Origin of the sequence: Bordetella pseudohinzii (assembly GCF_000657795.2) — a bacterium.
GTDB classification, from domain to species: Bacteria; Pseudomonadota; Gammaproteobacteria; order Burkholderiales; family Burkholderiaceae_B; genus Bordetella; species Bordetella pseudohinzii.
This window is the reverse complement of sequence record NZ_JHEP02000011.1, coordinates 51,786-73,639: the sequence shown is the minus strand read 5'-3', so window position 1 is coordinate 73,639 and position 21,854 is coordinate 51,786. Positions and strand designations below refer to the sequence as shown.

The following is a 21,854-nucleotide window of genomic DNA, read 5'->3' as shown; positions in this document are numbered from 1 at the left end:
CGGGGCTAAAATGGCGATCGTAAAGTATAGCAAGCGGTCTGCCGCCGCGCTTTCGGACAGGCCCTCCACCGACGGATACCCATGACCTACAAGCCGCTTACCTGCTCTCTTGTGCTGGCGCTGGCCTTATGCGGCGCGGCCGCCCATGCCCAATCCATGTACGGAGGCTCGTCCGAAGGCCGCGATCCCAACATGACCAAGCTGGACGAGCCGCCGCCCGAAGGCGGCTGGGACGGCCTGGCCCGGCTGCTGGAGGCCGCCAAGCCGGGCGTCGACACCCGCCTGGACCCCACGCCCTCGCAGATCACCGACCATATCGAGCGCCTGCTCAACGCCGGCCGCAACGAAGAAGCGCTGAAGATGATCGAGGCGCGCATCGAAGCTTCGCGCAAGATCCCCGGCACCGACGTCCAGCTGATGTTCCAGCATGCGCGCGCCCTGGCCGCGCTGAACCGCGGCCAGGAGGCCGAGGCCATCTACGACGAGATGACCACGCGCTTTCCCGAGCTGCCCGAACCCTGGAACAATCTGGGCGCGCTGTATGCCGCCCGCGGAGAGCTGGACCAGGCCCAGGATGCGCTTAACATGGCATTGCGGGCCGATCCGAATTACGCGGCCGCCCGCGCCAACCTGGGCGATGTCCAGCTCATGATCGCATTGCGCACCTATCGGCAAGAAGCCGCGCGCGGCGTTCCTGGCATGAAGGAAAAAGCCCAGGAGCTGGAAAAACTACTGAAGGACAAATCGCACTCATGACCGCTTTTGTTTCCCGCATCAAGCCGCTGGGCCGGTGGGCCGGCGCTTTCCTGCTGGCGGCCCTGCTGCCCCTGAGCGCCGGCGCGCAGCCGGCCTCCCCCTCCCCCTCTCTTTCAGAAGGCACTACATCCATGAGCAATCCTCGCGTCAAGCTGCACACCAATCAAGGCGACCTGGTCATCACCCTGGATGCCGAAAAGGCCCCCAAGACGGTCGAGAACTTCCTCGCCTACGTGAAGGACGGCTTCTATAACGGCACCGTCTTCCACCGCGTCATCGACGGCTTCATGATCCAGGGCGGCGGCTTCGAACCGGGCCTGAAGCAAAAGCCCACCCGCGCCCCGATCGAAAACGAGGCCAACAACGGCCTGAAGAACGACAAGTACACGCTCGCCATGGCCCGCACCAGCGATCCGCACTCGGCCACCGCCCAGTTCTTCATCAACGTCGCCAACAATGACTTCCTGAACTTCACCGCGCCGACGCCGCAGGGCTGGGGCTATGCCGTGTTCGGCAAGGTCACCGAAGGCACCGAGGTGGTCGACAAGATCAAGGGCGTGAAGACCGGCAACAACGGCTTTCACCAGAACGTCCCCAAGGAGGACGTGATCATCGAGAAGGCCGAAGTCCTTGAATAAGCTCGTACTGCCGGGCTCGCTCTGGCTGGCCTCCGATGTGCACCTGGGGCCGGCCACGCCGGCGACCGCCGAAGCCTTCATGGGTTTTCTCCAGGCCGCCGCCGAGGAGGCCGATGCGCTTTTGCTGCCCGGCGACATCTTCGACGCCTGGATCGGCGACGATGTCATCCGCGCCGCGCCGCCCTGGCTCGCCCAGGCGCTGCAGGCCATCAAGGCCACGGCGGCCCGCATCCCGGTCTACCTGGGACGCGGCAACCGCGACTTCCTGATGGGCCAGGAGCTGGCCGACGCGCTGGGCGCCAGGCTGCTGCCCGAGCCCGCCCTGGTCGAGAGCGACTTCGGCACGCTGCTCATCACCCACGGCGATGAGTACTGTACGGACGACGCGGCCTACCAGCAGTTCCGCGCCATGGTGCGCGATCCGCGCTGGCAGGCCCAGTTCCTGGCCAAGAGCATCCCCGAGCGGCTGCAGATGGCCCAGCAGGCGCGCGGCGAAAGCATGGCGGCCAACCAGAACAAGACGATGGAGATCATGGACGTCAACGCGCAAGCCGTCGAGGCGGCTTTCCGCGATAGCGGCGTGGCCACCATCGTCCACGGCCACACGCACCGTCCCGACCGCCATGTGCTGGTCGTCGACGGCGGCAAGCGCGAACGCTGGGTCCTGCCCGACTGGGATTGCGACCATGGCGCCGCGCGCGGCGGCTGGCTGGTCATCGACCGCGACGGCCTGCAGTTCTACGACCTGGACGCGGCGCAGTAAGGCCGCCTCCAGCGAAAAACCCCCGAAGCCCGGTCAGGCTGTCGGGGGTTTGTTTTATGGCGGGACCGCGCCCGCCGGCCCTAGCGGGCAAACAGCCAGACGGCCACCACCAGGCCCAGGGCGATGCGATACCAGGCAAAGCCGCGATAGGTGTGGTTGGCCACGAAGCGCAGCACGGCGCGCACGACCACCAGCGCGCTCAGGAAAGCCGCCACGAAGCCGACCGCGATGCCGCTCAGGTCATGCTGGGTGAGCACGTCCAGGTTGCGGTACATATCGTAGACGGCGGCGCCCAGCATGGTCGGCATGGCCAGGAAGAAAGAAAACTCGGTGGCCGTCTTGCGCTGGATGCCGGCGATCATGCCGCCGATGATGGTCGCGCCCGAGCGCGAGGTGCCGGGAATCATGGCCAGGCACTGCGCCACGCCCACGCCCAGCGCCTGCTTCCAGCTGATGTCCTCCAGCCGCCGGGCCGTGGCCCGCTCATCCGAGGCCGTGTCGTCGGACGCGCCCGGGGCGTCGCCCGGCGTGTGCGGCGCGCGCCGCTCCACCCAGAGCATGATCAGGCCGCCCAGCACCAGCGTGACCGCCACCACGCCGGGGTGGTAGAAAGTCTGCTTGATGACCTTGATGAAGACGGCCCCGATCACGGCCGCCGGCAGAAAGGCCAGCAGCAGATTGCGCGTGAACATCAGCTCCTGGCGCTCGCCGGCCAGAGTGCCCCGGATCAGCTGCCACAGGCGCGCGCGGAAGATCCACATCACGGCAAGAATGGAGCCCAGCTGGATCACCACCTCGAAGACCTTGCCCGAACTGGACTCGAACTGTATCCAGTCGCCGAACAGGATGAGATGGCCCGTGCTGGACACCGGAATGAACTCGGTCAGGCCTTCGATGATGCCGAGGAAAAAAGCCTTCAGAAGATAGAGCGTGCTGTCAGTCACAAAGGGATACCTGGAAAGATTTAGTCGTGGTCGTAGTTGTCGGGATCTTCGAGCGCTTCGTTGATGGAACGTTCCACCCGCACCGAGGCGATGCGCCGGCCTTCCATGCGCAGCACCTCGAAACGGAAGCGGAAGTACGGCGTCTCGTACTCGCAGCTGTCGCCCGGCTTGGGCAGCTGCCCGAAGCGCATCAGCAGATAGCCCGCCAAGGTGGAGTAATCCTGCGACTCGTCGATCAGCCCTTCGGTGTCGAGCACCTGCTCCACATGCCGGAGGTCGGCCGCGCCATCGATCTGCCAGACGCTGTCGCCCGTGGCGACGATATCGGGCACCTCGTCCTCGTCGGGGAATTCGCCGGCGATGGCCTCGAACACGTCGATGGGCGTGACCAGGCCGGCGATGGCCCCGAACTCGTCGGCCACCAGCACGAGCTGGCCGCGCGAGCGCTTCAGGGTTTCCATCAGGCGCAGGATGCCGATGGACTCGTGCACGATGATGGGATCGCGCAGCTGGTTGCGCCGTACTTGCCCTTCGGCGATGAGATCGGCCACCATGTCCTTGGCGCGGCCGATGCCGATGACCTCGTCCAGCGAGCCCCGGCACACCGGGAAGAAGCTGTGCGGAGCGGCCATGATCTGCTTCTGGATGACTTGCGGCTCGTCTTCGATATTGACCCAGGAGACGTCGATGCGGGGCGTCATGATGGAGTGGATGGAGCGCTCGGCCAGCGTCAGCACGCCGCTCACCATATTGCGCTCCTCCACCCCGAAGGCCGGCGCGGCCGGCGTCTGCCGATCCGGCTCAAGATCGGGCTCGGCCATCAGCGGGCGCTTGCCCAGCATGCGCAGCACGGCCTCGGCGGTGCGGTCGCGCATGGGCCGGCGCGCATCCAGCTTGAGCAGGTTGCGCCGGGCCACCTGATTGAGCGCCTCGATGAGCACGGAAAAGCCGATGGCCGCATAGAGATAGCCCTTGGGCACCTTGAAGCCAAAGGCCTCGGCCAACAGCGAAAAACCAATCATCAGCAAAAAGCCCAGGCACAGCACGACCACGGTCGGGTGGGCATTGACGAAGCGGGTCAGTGGCTTGGAAGCCGCCAGCATGATGCCGATGGCGATCACGACCGCGATCATCATGATGGCCAGGTGGTCGACCATGCCCACGGCCGTGATCACCGAGTCGAGCGAGAACACCGCGTCGAGCACCACGATCTGCGTGACCGTGACCCAGAAGCTGGGATAGGAGCGCGAGCCGCCGACCACCTGCTGGCCGCCGCCCTCGATGCGCTCGTGCAGCTCCATCGTGCCCTTGAACAGCAGGAAGAAACCGCCCAGCATGAGGATGAGGTCGCGCCCGGCGAAGGAGAAGGGGCCGATGACGAACAGGGGTTTGGTCAGGGTGACCAGCCAGGACATCACGGACAGCAGGCCCAGGCGCATCACCAGCGCCAGGCTCAGGCCCACGATGCGCGCGCGGTCGCGCTGCGAGGCAGGCAGCTTGTCCGCCAGAATGGCGATGAAGATGAGGTTGTCTATCCCGAGGACGATTTCAAGGACGACAAGGGTAAGCAGGCCGACCCACGCGGCGGGGTCCAGCAGCCACTCCATCAGGCACTCCAGAAGTTACACGACGGATAATCGTACATGGAAAAGCGGCGACACGCGGGTGACAAACCCTTGCGGCGCCGGCCCGGACATTCTGTCCGGCCGGGCTGACCGCCAGATGAAAAAACCGGCGCCGGGCCGGTTTTTTCATCGCGAGGCGGGCCGGATCAGGCCTTGGTCTGCAACGCCGTGAGCATATGGGTGAAGATCTTGGGGCTGCCGGCCAGCACATTGCCGGAATCCATCCAGCCCTGCTCGCCGTCGAAATCCGCCACCAGGCCGCCCGCCTCCAGCACCAGCAGGCTGCCGGCGGCCAGGTCCCAGGGCTTGAGGCCCACGCCGCAGAAGCCGTCCAGGCGGCCGGTGGCGACATAGGCCAGCTCCAGCACGGTCGAGCCCAGGCGGCGCACGCCGGTGCTGCCCTCGGCCATATTGCGGAAACGCGAGGGGCCCTGGTCGGCATCGGCCGGCGTGGGCCAGTGCGCGCCCAGCAGCGCCTCGTGATAGCGGATGCGGCCGGAGACGCGCACGCGGCGGTCATTCAGGAAGGTGCCGCCGCCCCGGCTGGCCGTGAACAGCTCATTGCGCGCCGGGTCGTAGACCACGGCCTGGGTCACCTGGCCGCGCTGCGTCAGGGCGATGGACACGGCGTAATTGGGCAGGCCGTGGATGAAGTTGGTGGTGCCGTCCAGGGGATCGATGATCCACTGGAACTCGGCCTGGTCGGGGCCCTGCAGGCCATATTCCTCGCCCAGCACCGCGTGGTCGGGATAGGCGATGCGCAGGGCTTCGACGATGGCCTCCTCCGCGGCGCGATCGACTTCCGTGACATAATCGCGCGGCCCCTTGCGCGCCACGGTCAGGCGGTCGGGATCGAGACTGGCGCGATTGATGATGGCGCCGGCACGGCGAGCCGCCTTGATGGCGGTATTGAGCATCGGGTGCATAGAATTCCGTTCGGTAAAGGCCTGGCCTGCGCAGGTGCGTGGCAAGGGAGTATCGTACTTCGCCAAGGGCAAGTGGCCCATGGCGCCCCGGAAACCCAGGAAAGCACAAAGCCAAACCACGCATTTTAAATGACTCAAGAATTTTCACGCGCGCGCTTCATCATGGTGCAGCCCAGCCACCCCGGCAACGTGGGATCGGCGGCGCGCGCCATCAAGACCATGGGCTTTTCCGAGCTGGTGCTGGTCGACCCCCGCCTGCCCGGCATGACGGCCCAGCCCGAGGCCGTGGCCCTGGCCAGCGGCGCGGCCGATGTCCTGGAACGCGCCCAGACCTGCGCCACGCTGCAGGAGGCCCTGGCGCCGGTCACCCTGGCTTTCGCGCTCACCGCGCGCGTGCGCGACCTGGGCCCCCCGCCCTGCGACATCCGCCAGGCCGCGGCCTTGAGCCGCGAGCACCTGGCGCAGAATCCGGCCGGCGCCGTGGCCATTGTTTTGGGGACGGAACGGTCCGGACTGACCAATGAGCAGATCGGCCTGTGCCAGCGCATCTGCCACATCCCGGCCAATCCCGAATACAGCTCGCTGAACGTGGCCCAGGCCCTGCAGCTGGCGGCCTGGGAGCTGCGCTACGCCCTGCTCGAAGCCTCGGGGGCCACCCTGCTGCCGGCCTCGCGCGCCCTGCAGCCCGACCCCGGCGCCCAGCCGGCCAGCGGCCAGGCCGTGCAGGCCATGTTGGCGCACTGGGAGCAGGCCCTGGTGGCGGTGGATTTCCTCAATCCCGCCCACCCCAAGAAACTGATGCCGCGCATGCGGCACCTGTTCACGCGCGCCGAACTGACGCGCGACGAGATCGACATGCTGCGCGGCGTCTGCACCGCCATGCTGGAGGTGGCCGGCCGCGCCGCGCCGCGCGCAAGCCGCAAGGACGGCGACGACTGACGCCCGGGGCGCCTGCCCGCCAAAAAAAAGCTGGCGCCCATGCGCCAGCTTTTCGATTTCCCTGCCTTGCGTATCAGTCGACCTTGGCGCCGGAGGCCTTGACCACGGGGGCCCAGCCTTCGACTTCCGACTTGATGAAAGCGCCGAATTCGGCCGGCGTGGTCTTCTGGCCCACCGCGCCCAGGCTTTCGTAGGACTTCTGCACAGAGGCTTTGTCCAGGGCCTGGTTCATCGCCGCGTTCAGCTTCTCGATCACATCGGGCGGCGTGCCCGCCGGCGCGATCAGGCCGAACCACGACGACACGTCGAACTTGTCAAAGCCCGATTCCTGCATGGTGGGCAGGTCCGGCGCGCTCTTGGAGCGTTCGGTCGTCGTCACCGCCAACGCGCGCAGCTTGCCCGACTGCACATGCGGCCAGGACGAAGGCATGTTGTCGAACATGAACTGCACCTGCCCGCCGATCAGGTCGGTCACGGCCGGGGCGCTGCCCTTGTAGGGCACGTGCAGCACGTCGATGCCGGCGCGCTGCTTGAACAGTTCGCCCGCCATGTGGATGGAAGTGCCGCTGCCCGAGGAGGCAAACGCCAGCTTGCCCGGATGGGCCTTGGCATAGGCCACCAGCTCCTGCACCGATTTGACCGGCACCTGCGGGTTGATCACCAGGATATTGGGCACTTTGGCGCCCAGGGCAACCGGCGCGAAATCCTTGACCAGGTCGAAATTGACGTTGGTATAGAGCGTCTGGTTGATGGCGCTGGTCACGGCCACGAAAAGCAGCGTATAGCCGTCGGGCGTGGCGCGGGCCACATAGTCGGTGGCGATATTGCTGCCGCCGCCCGGCTTGTTCTCGACCACGAAGGACTGGCCGAGCGATTCGGTCAACTCCTTGGCCATGATGCGCGCGATCACGTCGGTCGTGCCGCCAGCGGAAAAACCCACCACGATGCGCACGGGCTTGTCCGGGTAGGCGGCCTGGGCGGGGGCGGTGCTGAGGGCAAAGGCGCTTACGGCACCGGCGATCAGACCGGTGAGGGCGCGCGCCAGACGAGGCTTTTTGGCCGTTGTCATGCGACTGTCTCCATGCAAAATGTCCACGGTATGGACGTATAAAAATTATGGTTCGCAGGATGATGCGCTATACACCCGTGCCCAGGCAAGGTAGAGTCCACCCTACGGACGCTGGTTTACCCGCGATGGGAAAGCCGGACGATCCGCGATTTTGCCTTGATAATCAGAGACATACATGCAAGAGAGTGAGACCGCGGCCGCCGGGCCGCGTACCCTGAGGCGAGGGCTGGCCGTGCTGGCGGCGCTGCGCGACCAGGGCAATAACGGGCTGAGCGTAACCGACATCGCCCGGCAAACCGGCATCCAGCGCCCGACGATTTACCGGCTGCTGGCCGCCCTGCTGGAGGCGGGGCTGGTATCCACCATCCAGGGCACCAAGAAATACCGCGCCGAGCTCGGCGGCGAGCCGGACGTCGTTTCGCCCGACCCGCGCGTGCGCCAATTGCTGCCCACCCTCAAGCGCCTGGCCGACCGTACCGGCGATGCCGTCTTCCTGGTGGTGCGCGACGGCGACGACTCCGTCAGCCTGCACCGCGAGATCGGCAGCTATCCGGTGCAGATCCTGGCGACCTATGCCGGCAAGCGCCAGCCGCTGGGCGTGGGATCGGGCGGCATGGCCATCCTGGCCGCCCTGCCCGATGAGATCGCCCACGGCATCGTGGCGCGCAACTCCGAACGCCTGGACGAATTCGGCGGCATGACGCCGCACGAAATGCATCGGCTCATCGAAAACACCCGCTCGCGCGGTTATTCGGTCGTGGGCAACCACGCCGTGCGCGGCGCGCTGGGCGTGGGCTGCGCCCTGCTCGATGCGCAGGGCACGCCCTTGCTGGCCGTCAGCGTGACGGCCATCATCGACCGCATGCCGGCCCAGCGCCAGCGCGAAATCGCCGGCTGGATCAAGGCCGAGCTGGCCCGCCTCAAGACCTGAACGCCGGTCTCAGGCCGCCGCCGCGTCCTTGTCCGAGGACGGCGGCGCCTGGATTTCGCGCACCGGAATCGGCGCGCGGAATCCCGCTTCGCCCAGGTTGCGGCGGATCTGCTGAAACAGGTCCCAGCGCAGGTCCCAGTAAGTGGCGGCCTTGGTCCAGACGCGCACATTGACCACGGTGCCGTTGTCGCGATACTCCATGGCGCGCACCACGGGCTCGGGCGTCGCCTCGATCATGGGGTGGTCTTTCACCAGCGCTTCGAGGCGGCCGATGGCCGCGTCGAGGTTGTCGGCGTAATGGATGATGACCGGAATATCGCAGCGGCGGTTGACGTTGCGGCTGTAGTTGATGATGGTCGCCGTCCAGACCGCGCTATTGGGCAGGGTGATGTGTATGCCGTCCACCTGCACCAGCCGCGTCAGGAAGAGGCCGACCTCCTCGACCGTGCCCTCGTTGCCGGTGCTCAGGCCCACGTATTCGCCGCTGCGTATCGGCCGCAGAATCAGCAGCATGATGCCCGCGGCGATATTCTGCAGCGTGCCCTGCAAGGCCAGGCCGACCGCCAGGCCGGCGGCGCCAAGCACCGCGATCAGGCTGGCCGTTTGCACGCCAAAGCGGGCCAGCACGGCGATCACGGTGAAGATGCGCACGGCCCACACCACGGTGCTCTGGAACATGGGCACGATGGTGGGATCGATACGGGGCGAGCGCTGCGCGGCGCGGCGCACCCAGCGGCCCAGCAAGGCGGACGCCCACCAGCCGATGATGAGGATCAGGATCGCCACCAGCAGGTTCCAGCCCAGGTCCAGCAACTGGGGCATGGCAGCGCCCAGGCCTTCCAACCATTCTTTCATGAGTCCTCCCTGTCTATCTCGGCAAAATCGACCCCAGGACTCTAGCAGATGCGCGTGCTCAACCCAAGCGCGCCGCCCGCCGGAAATGGTTGTCCCAGGATTGCTCGCGGCCGGCCGGCAACAGGGCGGCCGCGACGCCTTGCGGCCCGGCGCGCAGCATGGCGCCCAGGCCGCTGGAGAGCAGAAAGCCGCCGCCGGGCGCCGGCGCCACGCCGCAGCCGTCGGCCAGGTCGGTGGCGCCCAGCTGCCTGCCGCTGGCCGCATCCCAATACAGCACCTGCCCGCCGACCGGACTGGAGGTCGCGATGATGCTGCCGCTGGCGTCGGCCGCCACGGAGCCCACGTAGTTACGCATGCCGCGCAGCCGCTCGGGATCGCCGGCGAAACACTCGGGCGCGCGGCCGCGCCGATGGCGGCCGACCAGGGCCGGACGCTCGTGGGCCGGCCCCATATGCTGGCAGCCGAACCACACCGCGCCGTCGGCGGCCAGGGCCAGGTGGCGGATGGACAGGCGATGCCAGCGCGGATCGAGTTCGACCGTCTCCAACAATCGCCCGCTGGCCGCGTCCAGATAGGCCAGCGAAGGCCGCATGGTGTCCAGGTTGAGTTCCAGCTTGCCGTAATCGGGGTGGGTCAGGATGCCGCCATTGGCCACGCACAGGGTTTTGCCGTCCGGCATCAGGATGAGTTCGTGCGGCCCGATGCCGCCGCTGGAAAACTCGCCCACGCGGCGCGGCTTGCCGCTGACGTCGTAGACGCCGATCACGCCTTGCCCGGCCTCGTAGTCGTTTTCGGTGGCCAGCATCAGCTGGCCGCCGGGAAGATAGACCCCGTGGCCGAAAAAATGCCGGCCCGGGGCGGCCTCGATCACCTGGGGCGGCTGGCGGCCGCGCAGATCGAAACTCAGGGCAAAAAAACCCGGCTGGCGGCCGAAGACCGTGGCCCGTTCGCCGTCGATGGCAAAGCTGTGCCCGCGGTCGGGCATGGGCAGCACGAGCAGGTCGCGCCCCCGCTCATCGAGCACCACGACCTCGTGTCGGGCGGCCCGCTGGCGCGCCGTCACATAGCGCGCGTCAGCCGCGGCAAGCAGGCGGCCGGGCAGCAGGAGCGCGCCCAGGGCAAGAAAACCGCGCCGGTCAATCGCCATCGAGCGCATTGAATCCGATGGTCACGCCCAGGGCCGGCGCGATGTCCTGGTCGATCACGTCCTTGGCGTTCTTCAGGATCATGGCGGCCAGCGTCAGCGCGGCCCGCGCCTCGCCCTGCGTGAATGCCGCCTCGGCGTCGTCCGGCGCCGCGGCCACCAGGCCCTCGGCTTGCCCGAGTTCATGCTTGAAGGTATCGGCCAGGCCCTGCGAACCCGGCGCGAAGACATAGCCGCCGGCCTGGTAAAAGGCCAGCAGCCCGCGCAGGCTGGCCGCCAGCACGGCGGTGGACTGGCCGCTGCGCCAGAAGGCGGCGCGCTTGGGACGGGCCGCCTGGGCATCGGCGCCCAGCGCGGGCAGCAGACTGACTTCGCGCGCGAACTGCAAGCCGGTCGACAGGGCTTTCATGGCCTCGGCCGCCACTTCCTGGGCGCTGCGGTAAAGCGCATTGTCCGGGCCAGGGGCCGTGAACTGGCGCCCGAAAACGCCCTGCCCGCCCCAGGCCTGGCGCAACTCGCCCGCCAGGCCCTGGATATTGCCCGCCACGGCCACGGCATAGGCGCAGGCATAGGCCGATCCGGCAGCATCGCGCGCGGCGTGGCGCAGCAGCCCCGGCTCGCCATACAACAGGTATTCCAGGGCGGGCAGGCCCTGCACGGCCACGCTGCGGCCCTTTAACGCGCCTTCGGCGAGCAAGGCCGGGTCGGCCGCGGCCAGCGCGCCCTGCACCTGCCTGGGCATGACGCCGCGCGTATCCGGCCAGAAAGACAGCCGCTCGAAACGATTGCCGTCGACCAGCGGCCCGAAACGCAGAAAAGCCACGCCGGCCCAGGCCTGCGCCAGGCGCCCGAAAGCGTCGGCCACCTTGGCGGCGCCTTCCTGCCCCGGGGAGGCGCACCAGGCCCGCAGGTCCTGGCGCATGACGCGGGCGCTGTCGTCCAGCCGCGCCATGGCCGGGCGCGCATAGCCTTCGGCCAGGCGCCGGCCCAGATCGGCCGGCGGCGCGGCCGCGGCCGGCGCGGCGGCCAACAGGCCCGCCGCCGCCAAAAGCAGGAATTTCATAGGGACTCCAGAAAGCGGATGAGATCGGCCCGTTCGGCCGGTGTCATGGCGACCACGCGGTCGCGGGCGGCCTGGGCCTCGCCCCCATGCCAGAGGATGGCCTCCAGCAAGCTCCGCGCGCGGCCGTCATGCAAATACGTGGCGTTGGGATTGACCACCGCCGTCAGGCCGATGCCCCACAGGGGCGGCGTGCGCCACTCGCGGCCGTTGGCCTGGCCTTCGCTGACGCCATCGGCCAGGCCCTCGCCCATATCGTGCAGCAGCAAATCGGTATACGGCCAGATCAGCTGGAACTGGTGCTCGGGCTGCTTGGCATCGCGCCGCGTGACGTACTTGGGCACGTGGCAGCCTATGCAATTGGCCTCGTAGAACAGCTTCTTGCCCGCCAGCACGCGCGCATCGTCGGGGTCGCGCCGCTGCGGCACGGCCAGGTTGTTGGAATAAAAACTCACGAAGTCCATCAGGCGGGCCGGCACTTCGTGCTCGCCCAGATGCGGCTGCGCGCCATGGGGCATGTCGAAACAGGCTTGCTGCGCGGCCGTGCAATCGCCATGGTGGCTGGGAAACAGCGGCGAGGACAGCCCCATGTCGTTGGAGAAGGCCGCCGCGCTCTGCTGCTCGACCGTGGGCTGGCCGGCTTTCCAGTTGAAGCGCCCCAGCACCTTGGCGCCGGTGCGCAGGTCATGCACCCAATTGGGCTTGCCGCTGATGCCGTCGCCCTTGTCGGCGGCGGCATGCGCCAGGATGTCGTCCTCGTGGATGGCCTCGAGCAGGCCCAGCCCTATCATGGGCGGCGCCAGGCGCGGCGAGATCTGCGTGTCCGCGCGCATGGGGCCATAGCCCAGGTCCTCGATGCGATAGGCGGGCCGCATGAGGATGGCCGTCTCGCCGCCGGCCAGGCGCACCGTGATGGGCGTGTACTCGACCGCTATGCGCCCCTCGCTGGGCAGGCCGGCCACGGCGAAGTTCTGCAGCTGCGCGCCATAGACGGGCTCGGGCAGCGCGGCCAGCTCTCCGGAAGAGAGCGCGCGGCGTTCGGCTTCGGTCGCGGGCGGCACCGACAGGCGCAGCAGGAGCGCCACCGCATCGGTGCGCGCCAGCGGGTCGAAGCCCGGCACCGTGCCGCGCCCATCCTTGACGTGGCAGGCCTGGCAGGAACGCGCATTGAACAAGGGGCCCAGGCCGTCGGAAGCCTGGGTGGAAGACGGCGCCGACACCCAGTCCTTGCGGAACAGGCCATTGCCCACCAGGAATTGCTGGCGGCCCTCGAAGCTCAGGTTGGCCGAGGCGTGCGAAAAGATATCGGCGTTGATCAGCTTCTTGACGGTGGCCGCCCCCGCCTGCATGGTCTCGAAGGCCTCGGGCGCCGAAAAATCCCGGGTGGGCGCGGTGATGCCGCGCACCCGCTGCAGGTCTTCGGCGCTCAGGTCGCCGCGGGCGCTGGCGCCGGCCGAGGCCAGCGCCGCCAGGAGCAATACGACCAGCGGTTTCACTTGAATACGGCGTCCGGTTGGTCCAGGCTGTCGGAACCTTCGATGGCGACATCGCCCAGCTCCAGCAAGGCGATCACGCGCTCCAGGCTGCGGGTCTGGTCGATCAGGCGGTCGATGGCGGCCTGCACCACGGCGTTGCCTTCCTTGTTGCCCTCGGCAATCATCTGGTCGTAGGTCTCGACCTTCTCGGCGCGGTCACGCATGGCCTGCATGGCGGCCACGGTCGCATCCAGCTTGGCGCGCACCTCGGCGTCCAGCTTGGCGTCTTTTTCCTTGACCAGGCTCGACAGGCTGGCGCCCTGCACCTGGCTGCCATCCGGGCGCGTATAGCTGCCCAGATAGACGTTGCGGATGCCGATCTGGTTGTAATAGTGCGAGTTGTGGGTGTTGTCGGAGAAGCAATCGTGCTCTTCTTCGGGATCGTGCAGCATCAGGCCCAGCTTCATGCGCTCGCCGGCCAGCTCGCCATACGACAGGCTGCCCAGGCCCGTGAGCATGGCCACCAGGCCGGCCTTGGGATCTTCCTCCACGGCCTGGCGGGCGGCGCCCTGCTCGGCCCATTGCCCCGCCATCTCCTTGAGGTCATCGACCAGCAGCTGGGTCACGGCCTTGAGGAACTCGACGCGGCGCTCGCAATGGCCGCCCGTGCACTGCTTGGGATCGAAATCCGTGTGCGGCCGGTTGCCGGCGTGCCGCTCCTGGGGCGTGCCGGCGCGGTCCTTGGGCGCCGGGCCGCTGCCGTTGAGATCCTGGCCCCAGAGCAGGAATTCGATGGCGTGATAGCCGGTCGCCACATTGGCCTCGTTGCCGTCGGCCTCGTGCAGCACCTCGGACAGCAATTCAGGCGTGATCCTGCTGGCATCGATGGTCTTGCCGCCGACCGAGATCTTGGCGTTGGCGATCACATTGACCGCATAGAAAGCGTTTTCGTCGCTCTCGGTGCCATAGGAAGCGTCCACATAGTCGATCAGGCCCTCATCCAGGGGCCAGGCGTTCACGCGGCCTTCCCAGTCATCGACGATGGGGTTGCCGAAGCGGAAGGCCTCGGTCTGCTGATAAGGCACGCGGGCGGCGATCCAGGCCTGGCGCGCGGCGGCCAGCGTGGCCGGGCTCGGCTGGGCGATCAGCGCATCGACCGCCTGCTGCAGGGCCTGCGCCGTGCTCAGCGAGTCCTTGTAGCCGGCGGCGGCGATATCCGCGTAAGTCTTGACCACGGCCTTGGGCTCGACCGCCGCCTGGGCGCCCCCCGCCGCGACGGCGGCCACCAGCAACATGCCTTGCAGCAATTTGCGCATCCAACTTCTCCTGAGTGTGGGTGCGGACCGCCCCGCGGCCGACCCGTTTGATCACATTTTTCAGCGAATGCGAGTGTAAACAATTTTCGTTTGCTGTTCAGATTTTCGTCAGCTTGCCGGGCGGCGGCGCCTGTTCTGGGGCAGACGCATGCACCACGGCAGTGCGCGACCGGCCATCCGGAAGCGTCCGCCCTTGGCAAAACGCCAGGCGCGCCGCGGGGAGAGAACTGGCACGGTCTTTGCTTGGGGTTGGTATACAAGCTTGTCGCCAAGGCAAGCGCCAACCCGGAGCGCCTTCATGAGCCAACGTTCGTCCTTGATCAACCTGTCCCGCCGCCGTCTGGTGCAAACCGCCGCCCTGGGCGCGGCCTGCCTGGGCCTGCCGTCCCTGGGCCGCGCGCAAGCCAGCCCGGTCATCCGCATCGGCTTCTGGCCGGTGGCCGCCGGCCTGCCCTTCTATGCCGCCATGGAAAAGGGCTATTTCAAGGAAGCCGGCCTGAACGTCGAGGCCCAGAAATTCGCCGGCGCGCAGCAGGTGATGGAGGCCATGCTGGCCGGCCGTTCCGATGGCAGCGCCAACGGCACCGGCTCGGCCAACCTCGCCATCGGCGAGATCGCTTCGCCGGGACTGTTCAAGATCTTTGCCTCCAATCCCAGCAACGCCCAGCATGTGCTGGACGAATTCATCGTGGCCAAGGACAGCCCGGTGCGGTCCATCGCCGATCTCAAGGGCAAGAAGGTAGGCTCGGGCCCCGGCATCCAGAACGCGACCCTGGCGCGCACGGTGCTTGAGCGCGCCGGCGCCACCGGCGCGACCGTGGTCGAACTGGCCATCAGCCAGCACGTGGCCGCCGTGGCCGCCGGCCAGCTCGACGCCTGCTACACCCTGGAGCCCACCGGCACGGTAGGCCGCCTGAACGGCACCACGCGGGTGCTGGAGTCCGGCGTCATCGCCAAATATGTGCTGGGCGACCCCATGGCGCCCTGGTTCGGCGGCTCGGCCTCGCTGACGACGGCCTTCCTGAAGAAGCATCCCGAAGAGTCCAAGCGCTTTATCCAGGCCTATGCGCGGGGCATCGAACTGGTGCGCAAGCAGCCTGAAGAAGCCCGTCAATACCTGAAGGGCTACACCGCCATCGAGGGCCCGATGACCCAGGAAGTGCCGCTGGCCGCCTACACGCTCTACAACGAATTCACCGCCAGCGACGTGCAGTACTTCCAGAAATTCTTCGACCTCTTCGCCGAAAAGGGCGTGTTCGCGCAGAAGGTCAATGTGGACAGCATGCTCTACAAGGGTTGATTCATGCCGACTTCCTCCAAGCGAGCCCCTGATCTCACGCGCTGGCTTCCCCTGGTCGGCCCGCTGGCCCTGTTCCTGGTCTGGGACCTGGCCGTGCGGCTGGCCCTGGTCAGCCCCGTGCTGCTGCCCACGCCGGCGGCGACCCTGAGCGCCCTGGCGCAAGGCATGGCCGGCGGTCCGCTGCTCACCGACTTCATTGCCTCGGTGAGCCGCAGCCTGCAGGCCTTCATCATCGCCGCGGTCATCGGCGTGCCCCTGGGCGTGCTGCTGGGCAGCAATGAAAAGCTCTACCGCAGCGTCGAGTTCCTGATCGACTTCTTCCGCTCCACGCCCTCCTCGGCGCTGATCCCGCTGTTTCTGATGATTTTCGGCGTCACCGATCTGAACAAGGTCGCCATCGCCGCCTTCGCCGCGGTGCTGGTCATCCTGTTCAACAGCGCCTATGGCGTGCTCAATGCCCGCAAGCAGCGCGTGATGGCCGCCCGGGTGATGGGCGCCTCGCGCTGGCGCATTTTCAAGGATGTGCTGATCTGGGAAAGCCTGCAGCCGACGTTCGTGGGCCTGCGCAGCGGCGTGTCGATGGCGTTGGTGATCGTCATCGTGGCCGAAATGTTCATCGGCGCCGAAAACGGCCTGGGCAACCGCATCATCAACGCCCAGCAAGTGCTCAATGTGCGCGAGATGTACGCGGCCATCCTGGCCGCGGGCGCCCTGGGCTATGTGCTGAACATCCTTTTTCTGCTGATCGAAAAACGCATCGTCCATTGGAGCGGCAGGTAAGCCATGAGTACCGTCATCAATCCCGCCATCTGGCCCGACCCCCAGCCCGAACCCTTTGTTCCGGGCCCGGCCGGCACTCACATCACGATACGCGGGCTGCACAAGACCTTCGCCGGCGCGCCGCTGTACACCGACTTCAATCTGGATATCCCCAAGGGCAAGATCGTCTCCGTCTTCGGGCCCAATGGCTGCGGCAAATCCACGCTGATCAATATGATCGCCGGCCTCATTCCCATCGATTCGGGCGAGATCCTCTTTGACGGCAAGTCCCTGGCGCAGACCAAGATAGGCTATGTCTTCCAGAACTATCGCGAAGCGCTCTTTCCCTGGCTGCGCACCATCGACAACATCGCCTATCCCTTGCGGCTGGAGGGACGCGGCAAGGCCGAGGTGCAGCGCCGCGTCGAAGAGCTGATCGCCTCCTTCGACGTCAAGTTCGACCTGAACCGCTATCCCTGCGAACTGTCGGGCGGACAGCAGCAGACCGCCTCCATCATGCGCGCGCTGGCGCCCGGACCCGAGGTGCTCTTCCTGGACGAGCCCTTCTCCGCGCTGGATTTCGAGATGACGCTGTTCATCCGCGAGAAACTACAGGAGGTGCATATGCAAACGGGCACCACCATGCTGCTGGTCTCGCATGACCTCGAGGAAGCCGTCTACCTGGCCGACGAGATCCTGCTCTTGACCAAGCGCCCGACCCGGGTCGCGGAGATCCTGCACTACGACGACCCGCGCCCGCGCACCGTGGAAACACTGAGCGAACCCTCTTTCATCCGCGCCAAGAAACTGAGCCTGGAGATCTTCCAGCGCGAGGTCCGCAAGTAAGCGCCGCCCGGAGACCGCCATGACGCAAGACACCATAGACCGCTATGTCCGCAGCGCCTTGATGCTGCAAGGCTACCGCCTGGGCGAGGCCGCCACGCGCGAAGCCACGCGGCGATTCGAGCGCATCCCGGCGATCGCCGCCAGCTTCGCCGATGAGGCCCTGCCGCGGGAAGCCGAAGCGGCCGCGGGGTATCGCGCATGACCGACGCCCTGACCCTGGCACGACAGGCCGCCTCGGGCGAACGCCGGGCCGTCGATAGCCTGGACGACACGCTGGCGCGCGCCGGTCTGGCCGATTACCGCAAGGCCGTCCCATGAGCGCAGGCGCCGCCGAACCCCGGTCGCGCGCCGACTCCGTCTACGACGCGGTCAAGCAGGACATCCTGGATTATCGGCTGGCGCCCGGCGACCGCTTCACCGAAACCGAGGTGGCCGAACGGCTGCTGGTGAGCCGCACGCCCGTGCGCGAAGCCCTGTTCCGCCTGCAGCGTGAAGGTTATCTGGAAGTCAGGCACCGCAATGGCTGGCTGGTGCGGCCGCTGGACTTCGAGACACTGGATCACTTCTACGACCTGCGCCTGGTGCTGGAGCAAACGGCGGTCGAACGGCTATGCGCGCTGCCGGACGCCAGCGCCGCGCTGGAGGCGCTGGCCGATATCTGGCTGGCGCGGCAGCCCTGCCGCGACGGCGCGCAAGTGGCGCGGCTGGACGAGCACTTCCACCTGGACCTAGTGCGCGCGGCCGGCAATCCCGAGATCGCCCGCGTGCACCGCGAAGCCACCGAGCGCATACGCATCGTGCGGCGCCTGGACTTCACGCTGGCCGGGCGGGTCGAGAAAACCTATGAAGAACATGGCGCCATCCTGCTTGCCATCCTGGCCGGCGACGCAAGGCGGGCACTGGGCCTGCTGCGGGCGCATATCGCCGACAGCCAGGCCGAAGTGCGCAAGATCACGCTGCACCGCCTGTATTCCCGCCGGACGGCGGCCTAGACGCGCCCGGCGTGCAACCAGCGATGCAAGATACGCGAGATCACGGGAATACAGATGAAGGACAGCACCGGGGTCATGCTCAGTGTGGTGACCAGCACGCGCCAGAACAGGGGCAAGGCGCTCAGTTGCTCATTGAGCAGCGTGCTGAACAACAGCAGCATGGGGAAATAGGCCAGCCAGATACTGATGGCCTGCTTCCAGCGCGGCGGCGTGAGCTTGCGCGGCCCGAACCAGCTCTCGATGCCGGCCACGCGCTCGATCCGGCTGTGCTGCACCAGCTTCGCGCCGCGCTCCAGCCACATCCGGCGCGGCAGCGAACCCTCCCAGCGCTTCATGCTGGCCTCGTCCTCGAAGCGCAGCACGATCTGGTAGAGGTCGCCGCCTTCGGGGGGCTGCAGTACCCCCGATCCCAGAAAGCCGGGAAAACCGGCGGCCAGGATTTCGCCCTGGCGCATCCAGGCCAGAAAATCCCCATAGCGCTGCGGCGAGATGCGCCGGGTGACCAACATCGTGACGGGGTGGGACATCGCAGACTCCTAGGCAAGCGGCGCCGACAACGCGCCTCGGTACTTACCCTAGCAATCGCCGTGCCAACCTTGCAGCGCAGCATTCTCCCTCTGAGAGAGGCCTCGGCACCCCATCCCCCTTTTTTATTGCACCGCAACACACACCATATTGGTGATAACCCTAGCACCGCCCTGGTGCATCGGAGCCCTCATGACCGCCATCAACCTTCCCCACGTCCTAGCCGAAGTCCAGCATGCCTTTGAACGCTACGAACGCGCCCTGGTCGGCAACGACATCGCGGTCCTGGACGAGCTGTTCTGGGACAGCCCGCACACCCTGCGCTATGGCGCCGGCGAAAACCTCTATGGCTACGACGCGATCCGGGAGTTCCGCAAGCAGCGTCCGGCCGCCGGCCTGGCGCGCGAAGTGCTGCGCACCCAGGTCACGACCTATGGCGAAGACTTCGCCACCACGCATCTGGAATTCCGCCGGGCCGACCGCATCGGCCGCCAGAGCCAGACCTGGATGCGCACGCCGCAGGGCTGGCGCGTGGTGGCCGCCCACGTCAGTCAGATGGCCTGAGCAATACATTGAGCCGTCATCGCCGCGGGTCTACACTGGGCTTCCCGTCAACCCCGGAGCATGCCCCTCATGAGCACCCTCAATATCGCGGTTTTTGTCGGTAGCCTGCGCGCCGCCTCGATCAATCTGCGCCTGGCCCGGGCACTGGAAAAACTCGTTCCCGCGAACGTGAAATTCCACTACGTCGATCTGAACGTGCCGCTCTTTAACCAGGACATCGAGAACGACATGCCCGCGGGCGCGGCCAAGCTCAAGCAGCAAATCAAGGACGCGCAAGGCATTCTGTTTGTCACGCCGGAACACAACCGTTCCATTCCGGCGGCCCTGAAGAACGCCGTCGATTGGGGCACCCGCCCCTGGGGCCAGAACGTGTGGATAGGCAAGCCGGCCGGCATCGTCGGCACCTCGCCCAGCGCCGCCGGCACGGCCATGGCGCAACAGCACCTGCGCAATATCCTGGCCGCCGAGGGCGTCAATGTCCTGACCACGCCGGAGATCTTCCTGCAGATGAAGGACGGCCTGATCGACGATCAATACCAGATCACCAACGAAGACACCCGCAAATTCCTGCAGGGCTGGATCGACCGCTACGTGGACTGGGTCTCCAAGCTCGCCTGATGCTCCAGCCGCCGCCCGCCCCGGGCGGCGGCCTTATCCCCGGCCAATGTGGAAAAGCTTGAGGACAGCCTGCGGGAAGCCGGGATTTATCATGTCATATCAATGACTTGAAACCCCTGATCAAGATCTGATCAAAACCTCATCCAAGCCCTCAAGTTGTCCCCGCATTTTGTGGATAAGCATGAGGACAGCTCGCCGACATTCCAAAAAAGGCCTTTCAAATCAGGTAGCTGAGGTCCTTCGTTCGAAAAAAGAGCAGTACAGGGTAAACCCGCAAGCCCCTCGGACGCGCCCCGCAAGCCCCCTCCGGCTCCCGCGCACTTATCCCCGGCCGGTGTGGACAAGACACTTGATAGCTCCGGCACAAGCCGAAAATCTGTAGCCGGATCAAGCAGTTGCAAGCGCGGATCAAAAAATGCCCAAAGCCTGCTGCCGGCGCGATCGCGGCCGGGCCGCTTATCCACGCCCGATGTGGACAAAGCGCTTGATAGCTCGCGCACAAGCCCGAAAACCTCATGCGGCTCAAGGGCTTGCAAGCCCTGGTCAGGAATTGCCCACGGCGGCGAGGCCAGCGATCCAGGAGCGGCGCGCGCTCGCGGCCGCGCAATTATCCCCGCCCAATGTGGACAAGGTATTGAACAGCTTTGGGGCAAGCCCAAAAACCCTATGCGGGCCGGACACTTGCGAAGACCGATCAAGAATTGAGCACGACATCCGCCAGATAGGGCAGCGCCGGCGGCGTCCGCTTATCCCCGGCGAATGTGGACAAGCATTGGAATAGTCACCGGACAAGCATGAAAAAGCCTTGCAAGACATGCACTTGCAAGGCCAGATCAAAAAATGCGCAGGGATTCAATCGTCTTCGAGGCGCATGCCCAGCTTCAGGCCGACCTGCCAATGCGCCACCTTGCCGTCCTTGATGTGGCCGCGCACCTCGGTCACTTCGAACCAGTCCAGGTGGCGCAGCGTGCGCGCGGCGCGTTCGATGGCCTGCTTGATGGCATCGTCGCTGGACACGGTCGAGGAGCCGACCAGTTCTATCTGCTTGTACACATGAGCTTTCTTGGACATCACGATCTCCTTTCGGCCAGTGAACCCCATTGAACCATGCCGGGCGGCCGCCGCGGAACGCAGGTCCGGGCAAAACGCGCCGACAGGCAACCCCGCGGCCGCGCGCGGCCAGATCGTGCCGACAGGATGTTGGGCCTACTCCTCCGAGCGCCCGCCTTCGCGCCGCCGCGCCCACAGGCCCAGCACGAAGGCCAGCGCGGCCGGCAGGCCGAACACCACGGCATGGCCGGCCACCTCCTCGGAAGCGCCCAGCGCCGCCACCCGGACCGCATACGTCATATGGGCGACACATATCGCCAGCCAGGCGGCGATAAAACCGAAGAAGGCCAGTTGCGGCCTACGGCGGCCAACATAGCCGAACAGGGCAAGCACCCCAAAACCCGCGGCCGTGGCGACTATGGTCTGCATGGCGCACTCCCGGCCCGAAACACATCGGGCACGTCCTGAAAGCGTAGACCATGCGCGCCGGCTTGCCCAGGTGGTTCAGGCGCCGGGGTTTCCGGCCCATGGAAACGATGGGGGTGGCGATGGACAGAAATGCGGATCGGCGCGGTGAGCCAGAGGAAGCGGTCCGCTGGTGGCGGCTCCAGCGGCCAGCGAAGCTGGCGCGGCGTCGCCGATTGCCGTCGAGTTCCCCCAAGCATCCGCTCATCGCCTCGCGAAGGCCGATACAATCCCTGTTCGAGAACCGGCTGCGCAATGGGCAGGCAACGCCGATCTGGCCGGCATCCGCCACGC

Annotated in this window: 24 protein-coding genes; 12 read left to right on the top strand and 12 right to left on the bottom strand. The window is 66.7% G+C overall.

Annotation, left to right across the window (positions count from 1 at the left end; translation table 11 throughout):
* Nucleotides 1–81: 81 nt before the first annotated feature.
* From L540_RS14845 to L540_RS14835, 3 genes are read left to right on the top strand one after another with little or no spacing between them, the layout of a single operon-like run.
* Complete coding sequence (locus L540_RS14845) at nucleotides 82–756, top strand: tetratricopeptide repeat protein (RefSeq protein ID WP_043214330.1); 675 nt, start codon at nucleotides 82–84, stop codon at nucleotides 754–756.
* The gene (locus L540_RS14840; RefSeq protein WP_180961734.1) at nucleotides 753–1,394 is read left to right on the top strand and encodes a peptidylprolyl isomerase; all 642 of its coding nucleotides are present in this window, start codon (nucleotides 753–755) and stop codon (nucleotides 1,392–1,394) included. The genes L540_RS14845 and L540_RS14840 overlap by 4 nt, the downstream gene beginning before the upstream one ends.
* Nucleotides 1,387–2,157: a UDP-2,3-diacylglucosamine diphosphatase gene (locus L540_RS14835; RefSeq protein WP_043214327.1), complete on the top strand. Its 771-nt coding sequence runs from the start codon at nucleotides 1,387–1,389 to the stop codon at nucleotides 2,155–2,157. The genes L540_RS14840 and L540_RS14835 overlap by 8 nt, the downstream gene beginning before the upstream one ends.
* Nucleotides 2,158–2,237: 80 nt before the next feature.
* On the opposite strand, the gene L540_RS14830 is transcribed toward L540_RS14835, so the two are convergent.
* The 3 genes from L540_RS14830 to L540_RS14820 form a co-directional block, all read right to left on the bottom strand.
* Entirely contained in the window at nucleotides 2,238–3,101 is an 864-nt protein-coding gene (locus L540_RS14830; RefSeq protein ID WP_043214325.1) for an undecaprenyl-diphosphate phosphatase, read from the bottom strand.
* A 20-nt stretch (nucleotides 3,102–3,121) separates the two neighbouring features.
* Entirely contained in the window at nucleotides 3,122–4,708 is a 1,587-nt protein-coding gene (locus L540_RS14825; protein WP_043214323.1) for a TerC family protein, read from the bottom strand.
* A gap of 164 nt (nucleotides 4,709–4,872) precedes the next feature.
* Nucleotides 4,873–5,652: an inositol monophosphatase family protein gene (locus L540_RS14820; RefSeq protein ID WP_043214322.1), complete on the bottom strand. Its 780-nt coding sequence runs from the start codon at nucleotides 5,650–5,652 to the stop codon at nucleotides 4,873–4,875.
* A gap of 129 nt (nucleotides 5,653–5,781) precedes the next feature.
* Here L540_RS14820 and L540_RS14815 point away from each other — a divergent pair, with 129 nt between their 5' ends.
* Nucleotides 5,782–6,591: an RNA methyltransferase gene (locus L540_RS14815; protein ID WP_109842542.1), complete on the top strand. Its 810-nt coding sequence runs from the start codon at nucleotides 5,782–5,784 to the stop codon at nucleotides 6,589–6,591.
* Nucleotides 6,592–6,664: 73 nt separating this feature from the next.
* On the opposite strand, the gene L540_RS14810 is transcribed toward L540_RS14815, so the two are convergent.
* On the bottom strand, nucleotides 6,665–7,660 hold the full coding sequence (locus tag L540_RS14810; protein ID WP_043214320.1) for a Bug family tripartite tricarboxylate transporter substrate binding protein: 996 nt from the start codon (nucleotides 7,658–7,660) through the stop codon (nucleotides 6,665–6,667).
* A 175-nt stretch (nucleotides 7,661–7,835) separates the two neighbouring features.
* Between L540_RS14810 and L540_RS14805 the strand changes: the two genes are divergently transcribed.
* Nucleotides 7,836–8,591 (top strand): IclR family transcriptional regulator, encoded by a 756-nt coding sequence (locus tag L540_RS14805; RefSeq protein WP_043214318.1) that lies wholly within the window; start codon nucleotides 7,836–7,838, stop codon nucleotides 8,589–8,591.
* A gap of 9 nt (nucleotides 8,592–8,600) precedes the next feature.
* Here L540_RS14805 and L540_RS14800 read toward each other — a convergent pair whose 3' ends face one another.
* The 5 genes from L540_RS14800 to L540_RS14780 all read right to left on the bottom strand — a co-directional run bounded on the left by L540_RS14800 (nucleotide 8,601) and on the right by L540_RS14780 (nucleotide 14,441).
* The gene (locus L540_RS14800; protein ID WP_043214315.1) at nucleotides 8,601–9,446 is read right to left on the bottom strand and encodes a mechanosensitive ion channel family protein; all 846 of its coding nucleotides are present in this window, start codon (nucleotides 9,444–9,446) and stop codon (nucleotides 8,601–8,603) included.
* A gap of 58 nt (nucleotides 9,447–9,504) precedes the next feature.
* Entirely contained in the window at nucleotides 9,505–10,593 is a 1,089-nt protein-coding gene (locus L540_RS14795; protein WP_043214313.1) for a DUF1513 domain-containing protein, read from the bottom strand.
* Nucleotides 10,583–11,653 (bottom strand): imelysin family protein, encoded by a 1,071-nt coding sequence (locus L540_RS14790; RefSeq protein ID WP_043214310.1) that lies wholly within the window; start codon nucleotides 11,651–11,653, stop codon nucleotides 10,583–10,585. The genes L540_RS14795 and L540_RS14790 overlap by 11 nt, the downstream gene beginning before the upstream one ends.
* Nucleotides 11,650–13,056 carry a di-heme oxidoreductase family protein gene (locus L540_RS14785; RefSeq protein ID WP_372432927.1) on the bottom strand — a complete coding sequence of 469 codons (1,407 nt, stop codon included), beginning with the start codon at nucleotides 13,054–13,056 and terminating at the stop codon, nucleotides 11,650–11,652. Before L540_RS14785 ends, L540_RS14790 begins: the two co-directional genes overlap by 4 nt.
* Before the next feature lie 86 nt (nucleotides 13,057–13,142).
* On the bottom strand, nucleotides 13,143–14,441 hold the full coding sequence (locus L540_RS14780; RefSeq protein ID WP_043214307.1) for an imelysin family protein: 1,299 nt from the start codon (nucleotides 14,439–14,441) through the stop codon (nucleotides 13,143–13,145).
* Between the two features lie 298 nt (nucleotides 14,442–14,739).
* Between L540_RS14780 and L540_RS14775 the strand changes: the two genes are divergently transcribed.
* From L540_RS14775 to L540_RS14755, 5 genes are all read left to right on the top strand, one after another.
* Entirely contained in the window at nucleotides 14,740–15,741 is a 1,002-nt protein-coding gene (locus tag L540_RS14775; protein WP_043214306.1) for an ABC transporter substrate-binding protein, read from the top strand.
* Between the two features lie 3 nt (nucleotides 15,742–15,744).
* Complete coding sequence (locus tag L540_RS14770; protein WP_043214303.1) at nucleotides 15,745–16,521, top strand: ABC transporter permease; 777 nt, start codon at nucleotides 15,745–15,747, stop codon at nucleotides 16,519–16,521.
* 3 nt (nucleotides 16,522–16,524) lie between these two features.
* Nucleotides 16,525–17,346: an ABC transporter ATP-binding protein gene (locus tag L540_RS14765; protein ID WP_043214301.1), complete on the top strand. Its 822-nt coding sequence runs from the start codon at nucleotides 16,525–16,527 to the stop codon at nucleotides 17,344–17,346.
* 19 nt (nucleotides 17,347–17,365) lie between these two features.
* On the top strand, nucleotides 17,366–17,548 hold the full coding sequence (locus tag L540_RS14760) for an AtzG-like protein (protein ID WP_043214298.1): 183 nt from the start codon (nucleotides 17,366–17,368) through the stop codon (nucleotides 17,546–17,548).
* Between the two features lie 112 nt (nucleotides 17,549–17,660).
* A complete protein-coding gene (locus L540_RS14755) occupies nucleotides 17,661–18,338 on the top strand; it encodes a GntR family transcriptional regulator (RefSeq protein ID WP_043214296.1) in 678 nt (225 codons plus the stop codon).
* Here the strand turns inward: L540_RS14755 and L540_RS14750 are convergent.
* The gene (locus tag L540_RS14750) at nucleotides 18,335–18,865 is read right to left on the bottom strand and encodes an antibiotic biosynthesis monooxygenase (RefSeq protein WP_043214294.1); all 531 of its coding nucleotides are present in this window, start codon (nucleotides 18,863–18,865) and stop codon (nucleotides 18,335–18,337) included. The two genes, L540_RS14755 and L540_RS14750, sit on opposite strands and share 4 nt — an antisense overlap.
* Before the next feature lie 190 nt (nucleotides 18,866–19,055).
* On the opposite strand from L540_RS14750, the gene hpxZ reads away from it, so the two are divergent.
* Together hpxZ and L540_RS14740 are read left to right on the top strand one after the other, a co-directional pair.
* The gene (gene hpxZ, locus L540_RS14745) at nucleotides 19,056–19,427 is read left to right on the top strand and encodes an oxalurate catabolism protein HpxZ (RefSeq protein ID WP_043214292.1); all 372 of its coding nucleotides are present in this window, start codon (nucleotides 19,056–19,058) and stop codon (nucleotides 19,425–19,427) included.
* A gap of 69 nt (nucleotides 19,428–19,496) precedes the next feature.
* A complete protein-coding gene (locus L540_RS14740; protein WP_043214290.1) occupies nucleotides 19,497–20,045 on the top strand; it encodes an NADPH-dependent FMN reductase in 549 nt (182 codons plus the stop codon).
* Between the two features lie 852 nt (nucleotides 20,046–20,897).
* On the opposite strand, the gene L540_RS14735 is transcribed toward L540_RS14740, so the two are convergent.
* A complete protein-coding gene (locus tag L540_RS14735; RefSeq protein WP_043214288.1) occupies nucleotides 20,898–21,116 on the bottom strand; it encodes a dodecin in 219 nt (72 codons plus the stop codon).
* A gap of 135 nt (nucleotides 21,117–21,251) precedes the next feature.
* A complete protein-coding gene (locus tag L540_RS14730) occupies nucleotides 21,252–21,524 on the bottom strand; it encodes a hypothetical protein (RefSeq protein WP_043214285.1) in 273 nt (90 codons plus the stop codon).
* Between the last annotated feature and the right edge of the window lie 330 nt (nucleotides 21,525–21,854).

Coding starts and splice junctions, on each gene's coding strand:
- L540_RS14845 (WP_043214330.1), top strand. CDS start 82: ATGACCTACAAGCCGCTTACCTGCTCTCTTGTGCTGGCGCTGGCCTTA.
- L540_RS14840 (WP_180961734.1), top strand. CDS start 753: ATGACCGCTTTTGTTTCCCGCATCAAGCCGCTGGGCCGGTGGGCCGGC.
- L540_RS14825 (WP_043214323.1), bottom strand. CDS start 4,708: ATGGAGTGGCTGCTGGACCCCGCCGCGTGGGTCGGCCTGCTTACCCTT.
- L540_RS14820 (WP_043214322.1), bottom strand. CDS start 5,652: ATGCACCCGATGCTCAATACCGCCATCAAGGCGGCTCGCCGTGCCGGC.
- L540_RS14815 (WP_109842542.1), top strand. CDS start 5,782: ATGACTCAAGAATTTTCACGCGCGCGCTTCATCATGGTGCAGCCCAGC.
- L540_RS14810 (WP_043214320.1), bottom strand. CDS start 7,660: ATGACAACGGCCAAAAAGCCTCGTCTGGCGCGCGCCCTCACCGGTCTG.
- L540_RS14805 (WP_043214318.1), top strand. CDS start 7,836: ATGCAAGAGAGTGAGACCGCGGCCGCCGGGCCGCGTACCCTGAGGCGA.
- L540_RS14800 (WP_043214315.1), bottom strand. CDS start 9,446: ATGAAAGAATGGTTGGAAGGCCTGGGCGCTGCCATGCCCCAGTTGCTG.
- L540_RS14795 (WP_043214313.1), bottom strand. CDS start 10,593: ATGGCGATTGACCGGCGCGGTTTTCTTGCCCTGGGCGCGCTCCTGCTG.
- L540_RS14790 (WP_043214310.1), bottom strand. CDS start 11,653: ATGAAATTCCTGCTTTTGGCGGCGGCGGGCCTGTTGGCCGCCGCGCCG.
- L540_RS14780 (WP_043214307.1), bottom strand. CDS start 14,441: ATGCGCAAATTGCTGCAAGGCATGTTGCTGGTGGCCGCCGTCGCGGCG.
- L540_RS14775 (WP_043214306.1), top strand. CDS start 14,740: ATGAGCCAACGTTCGTCCTTGATCAACCTGTCCCGCCGCCGTCTGGTG.
- L540_RS14770 (WP_043214303.1), top strand. CDS start 15,745: ATGCCGACTTCCTCCAAGCGAGCCCCTGATCTCACGCGCTGGCTTCCC.
- L540_RS14765 (WP_043214301.1), top strand. CDS start 16,525: ATGAGTACCGTCATCAATCCCGCCATCTGGCCCGACCCCCAGCCCGAA.
- L540_RS14760 (WP_043214298.1), top strand. CDS start 17,366: ATGACGCAAGACACCATAGACCGCTATGTCCGCAGCGCCTTGATGCTG.
- L540_RS14755 (WP_043214296.1), top strand. CDS start 17,661: ATGAGCGCAGGCGCCGCCGAACCCCGGTCGCGCGCCGACTCCGTCTAC.
- L540_RS14750 (WP_043214294.1), bottom strand. CDS start 18,865: ATGTCCCACCCCGTCACGATGTTGGTCACCCGGCGCATCTCGCCGCAG.
- hpxZ (WP_043214292.1), top strand. CDS start 19,056: ATGACCGCCATCAACCTTCCCCACGTCCTAGCCGAAGTCCAGCATGCC.
- L540_RS14740 (WP_043214290.1), top strand. CDS start 19,497: ATGAGCACCCTCAATATCGCGGTTTTTGTCGGTAGCCTGCGCGCCGCC.
- L540_RS14735 (WP_043214288.1), bottom strand. CDS start 21,116: ATGTCCAAGAAAGCTCATGTGTACAAGCAGATAGAACTGGTCGGCTCC.
- L540_RS14730 (WP_043214285.1), bottom strand. CDS start 21,524: ATGCAGACCATAGTCGCCACGGCCGCGGGTTTTGGGGTGCTTGCCCTG.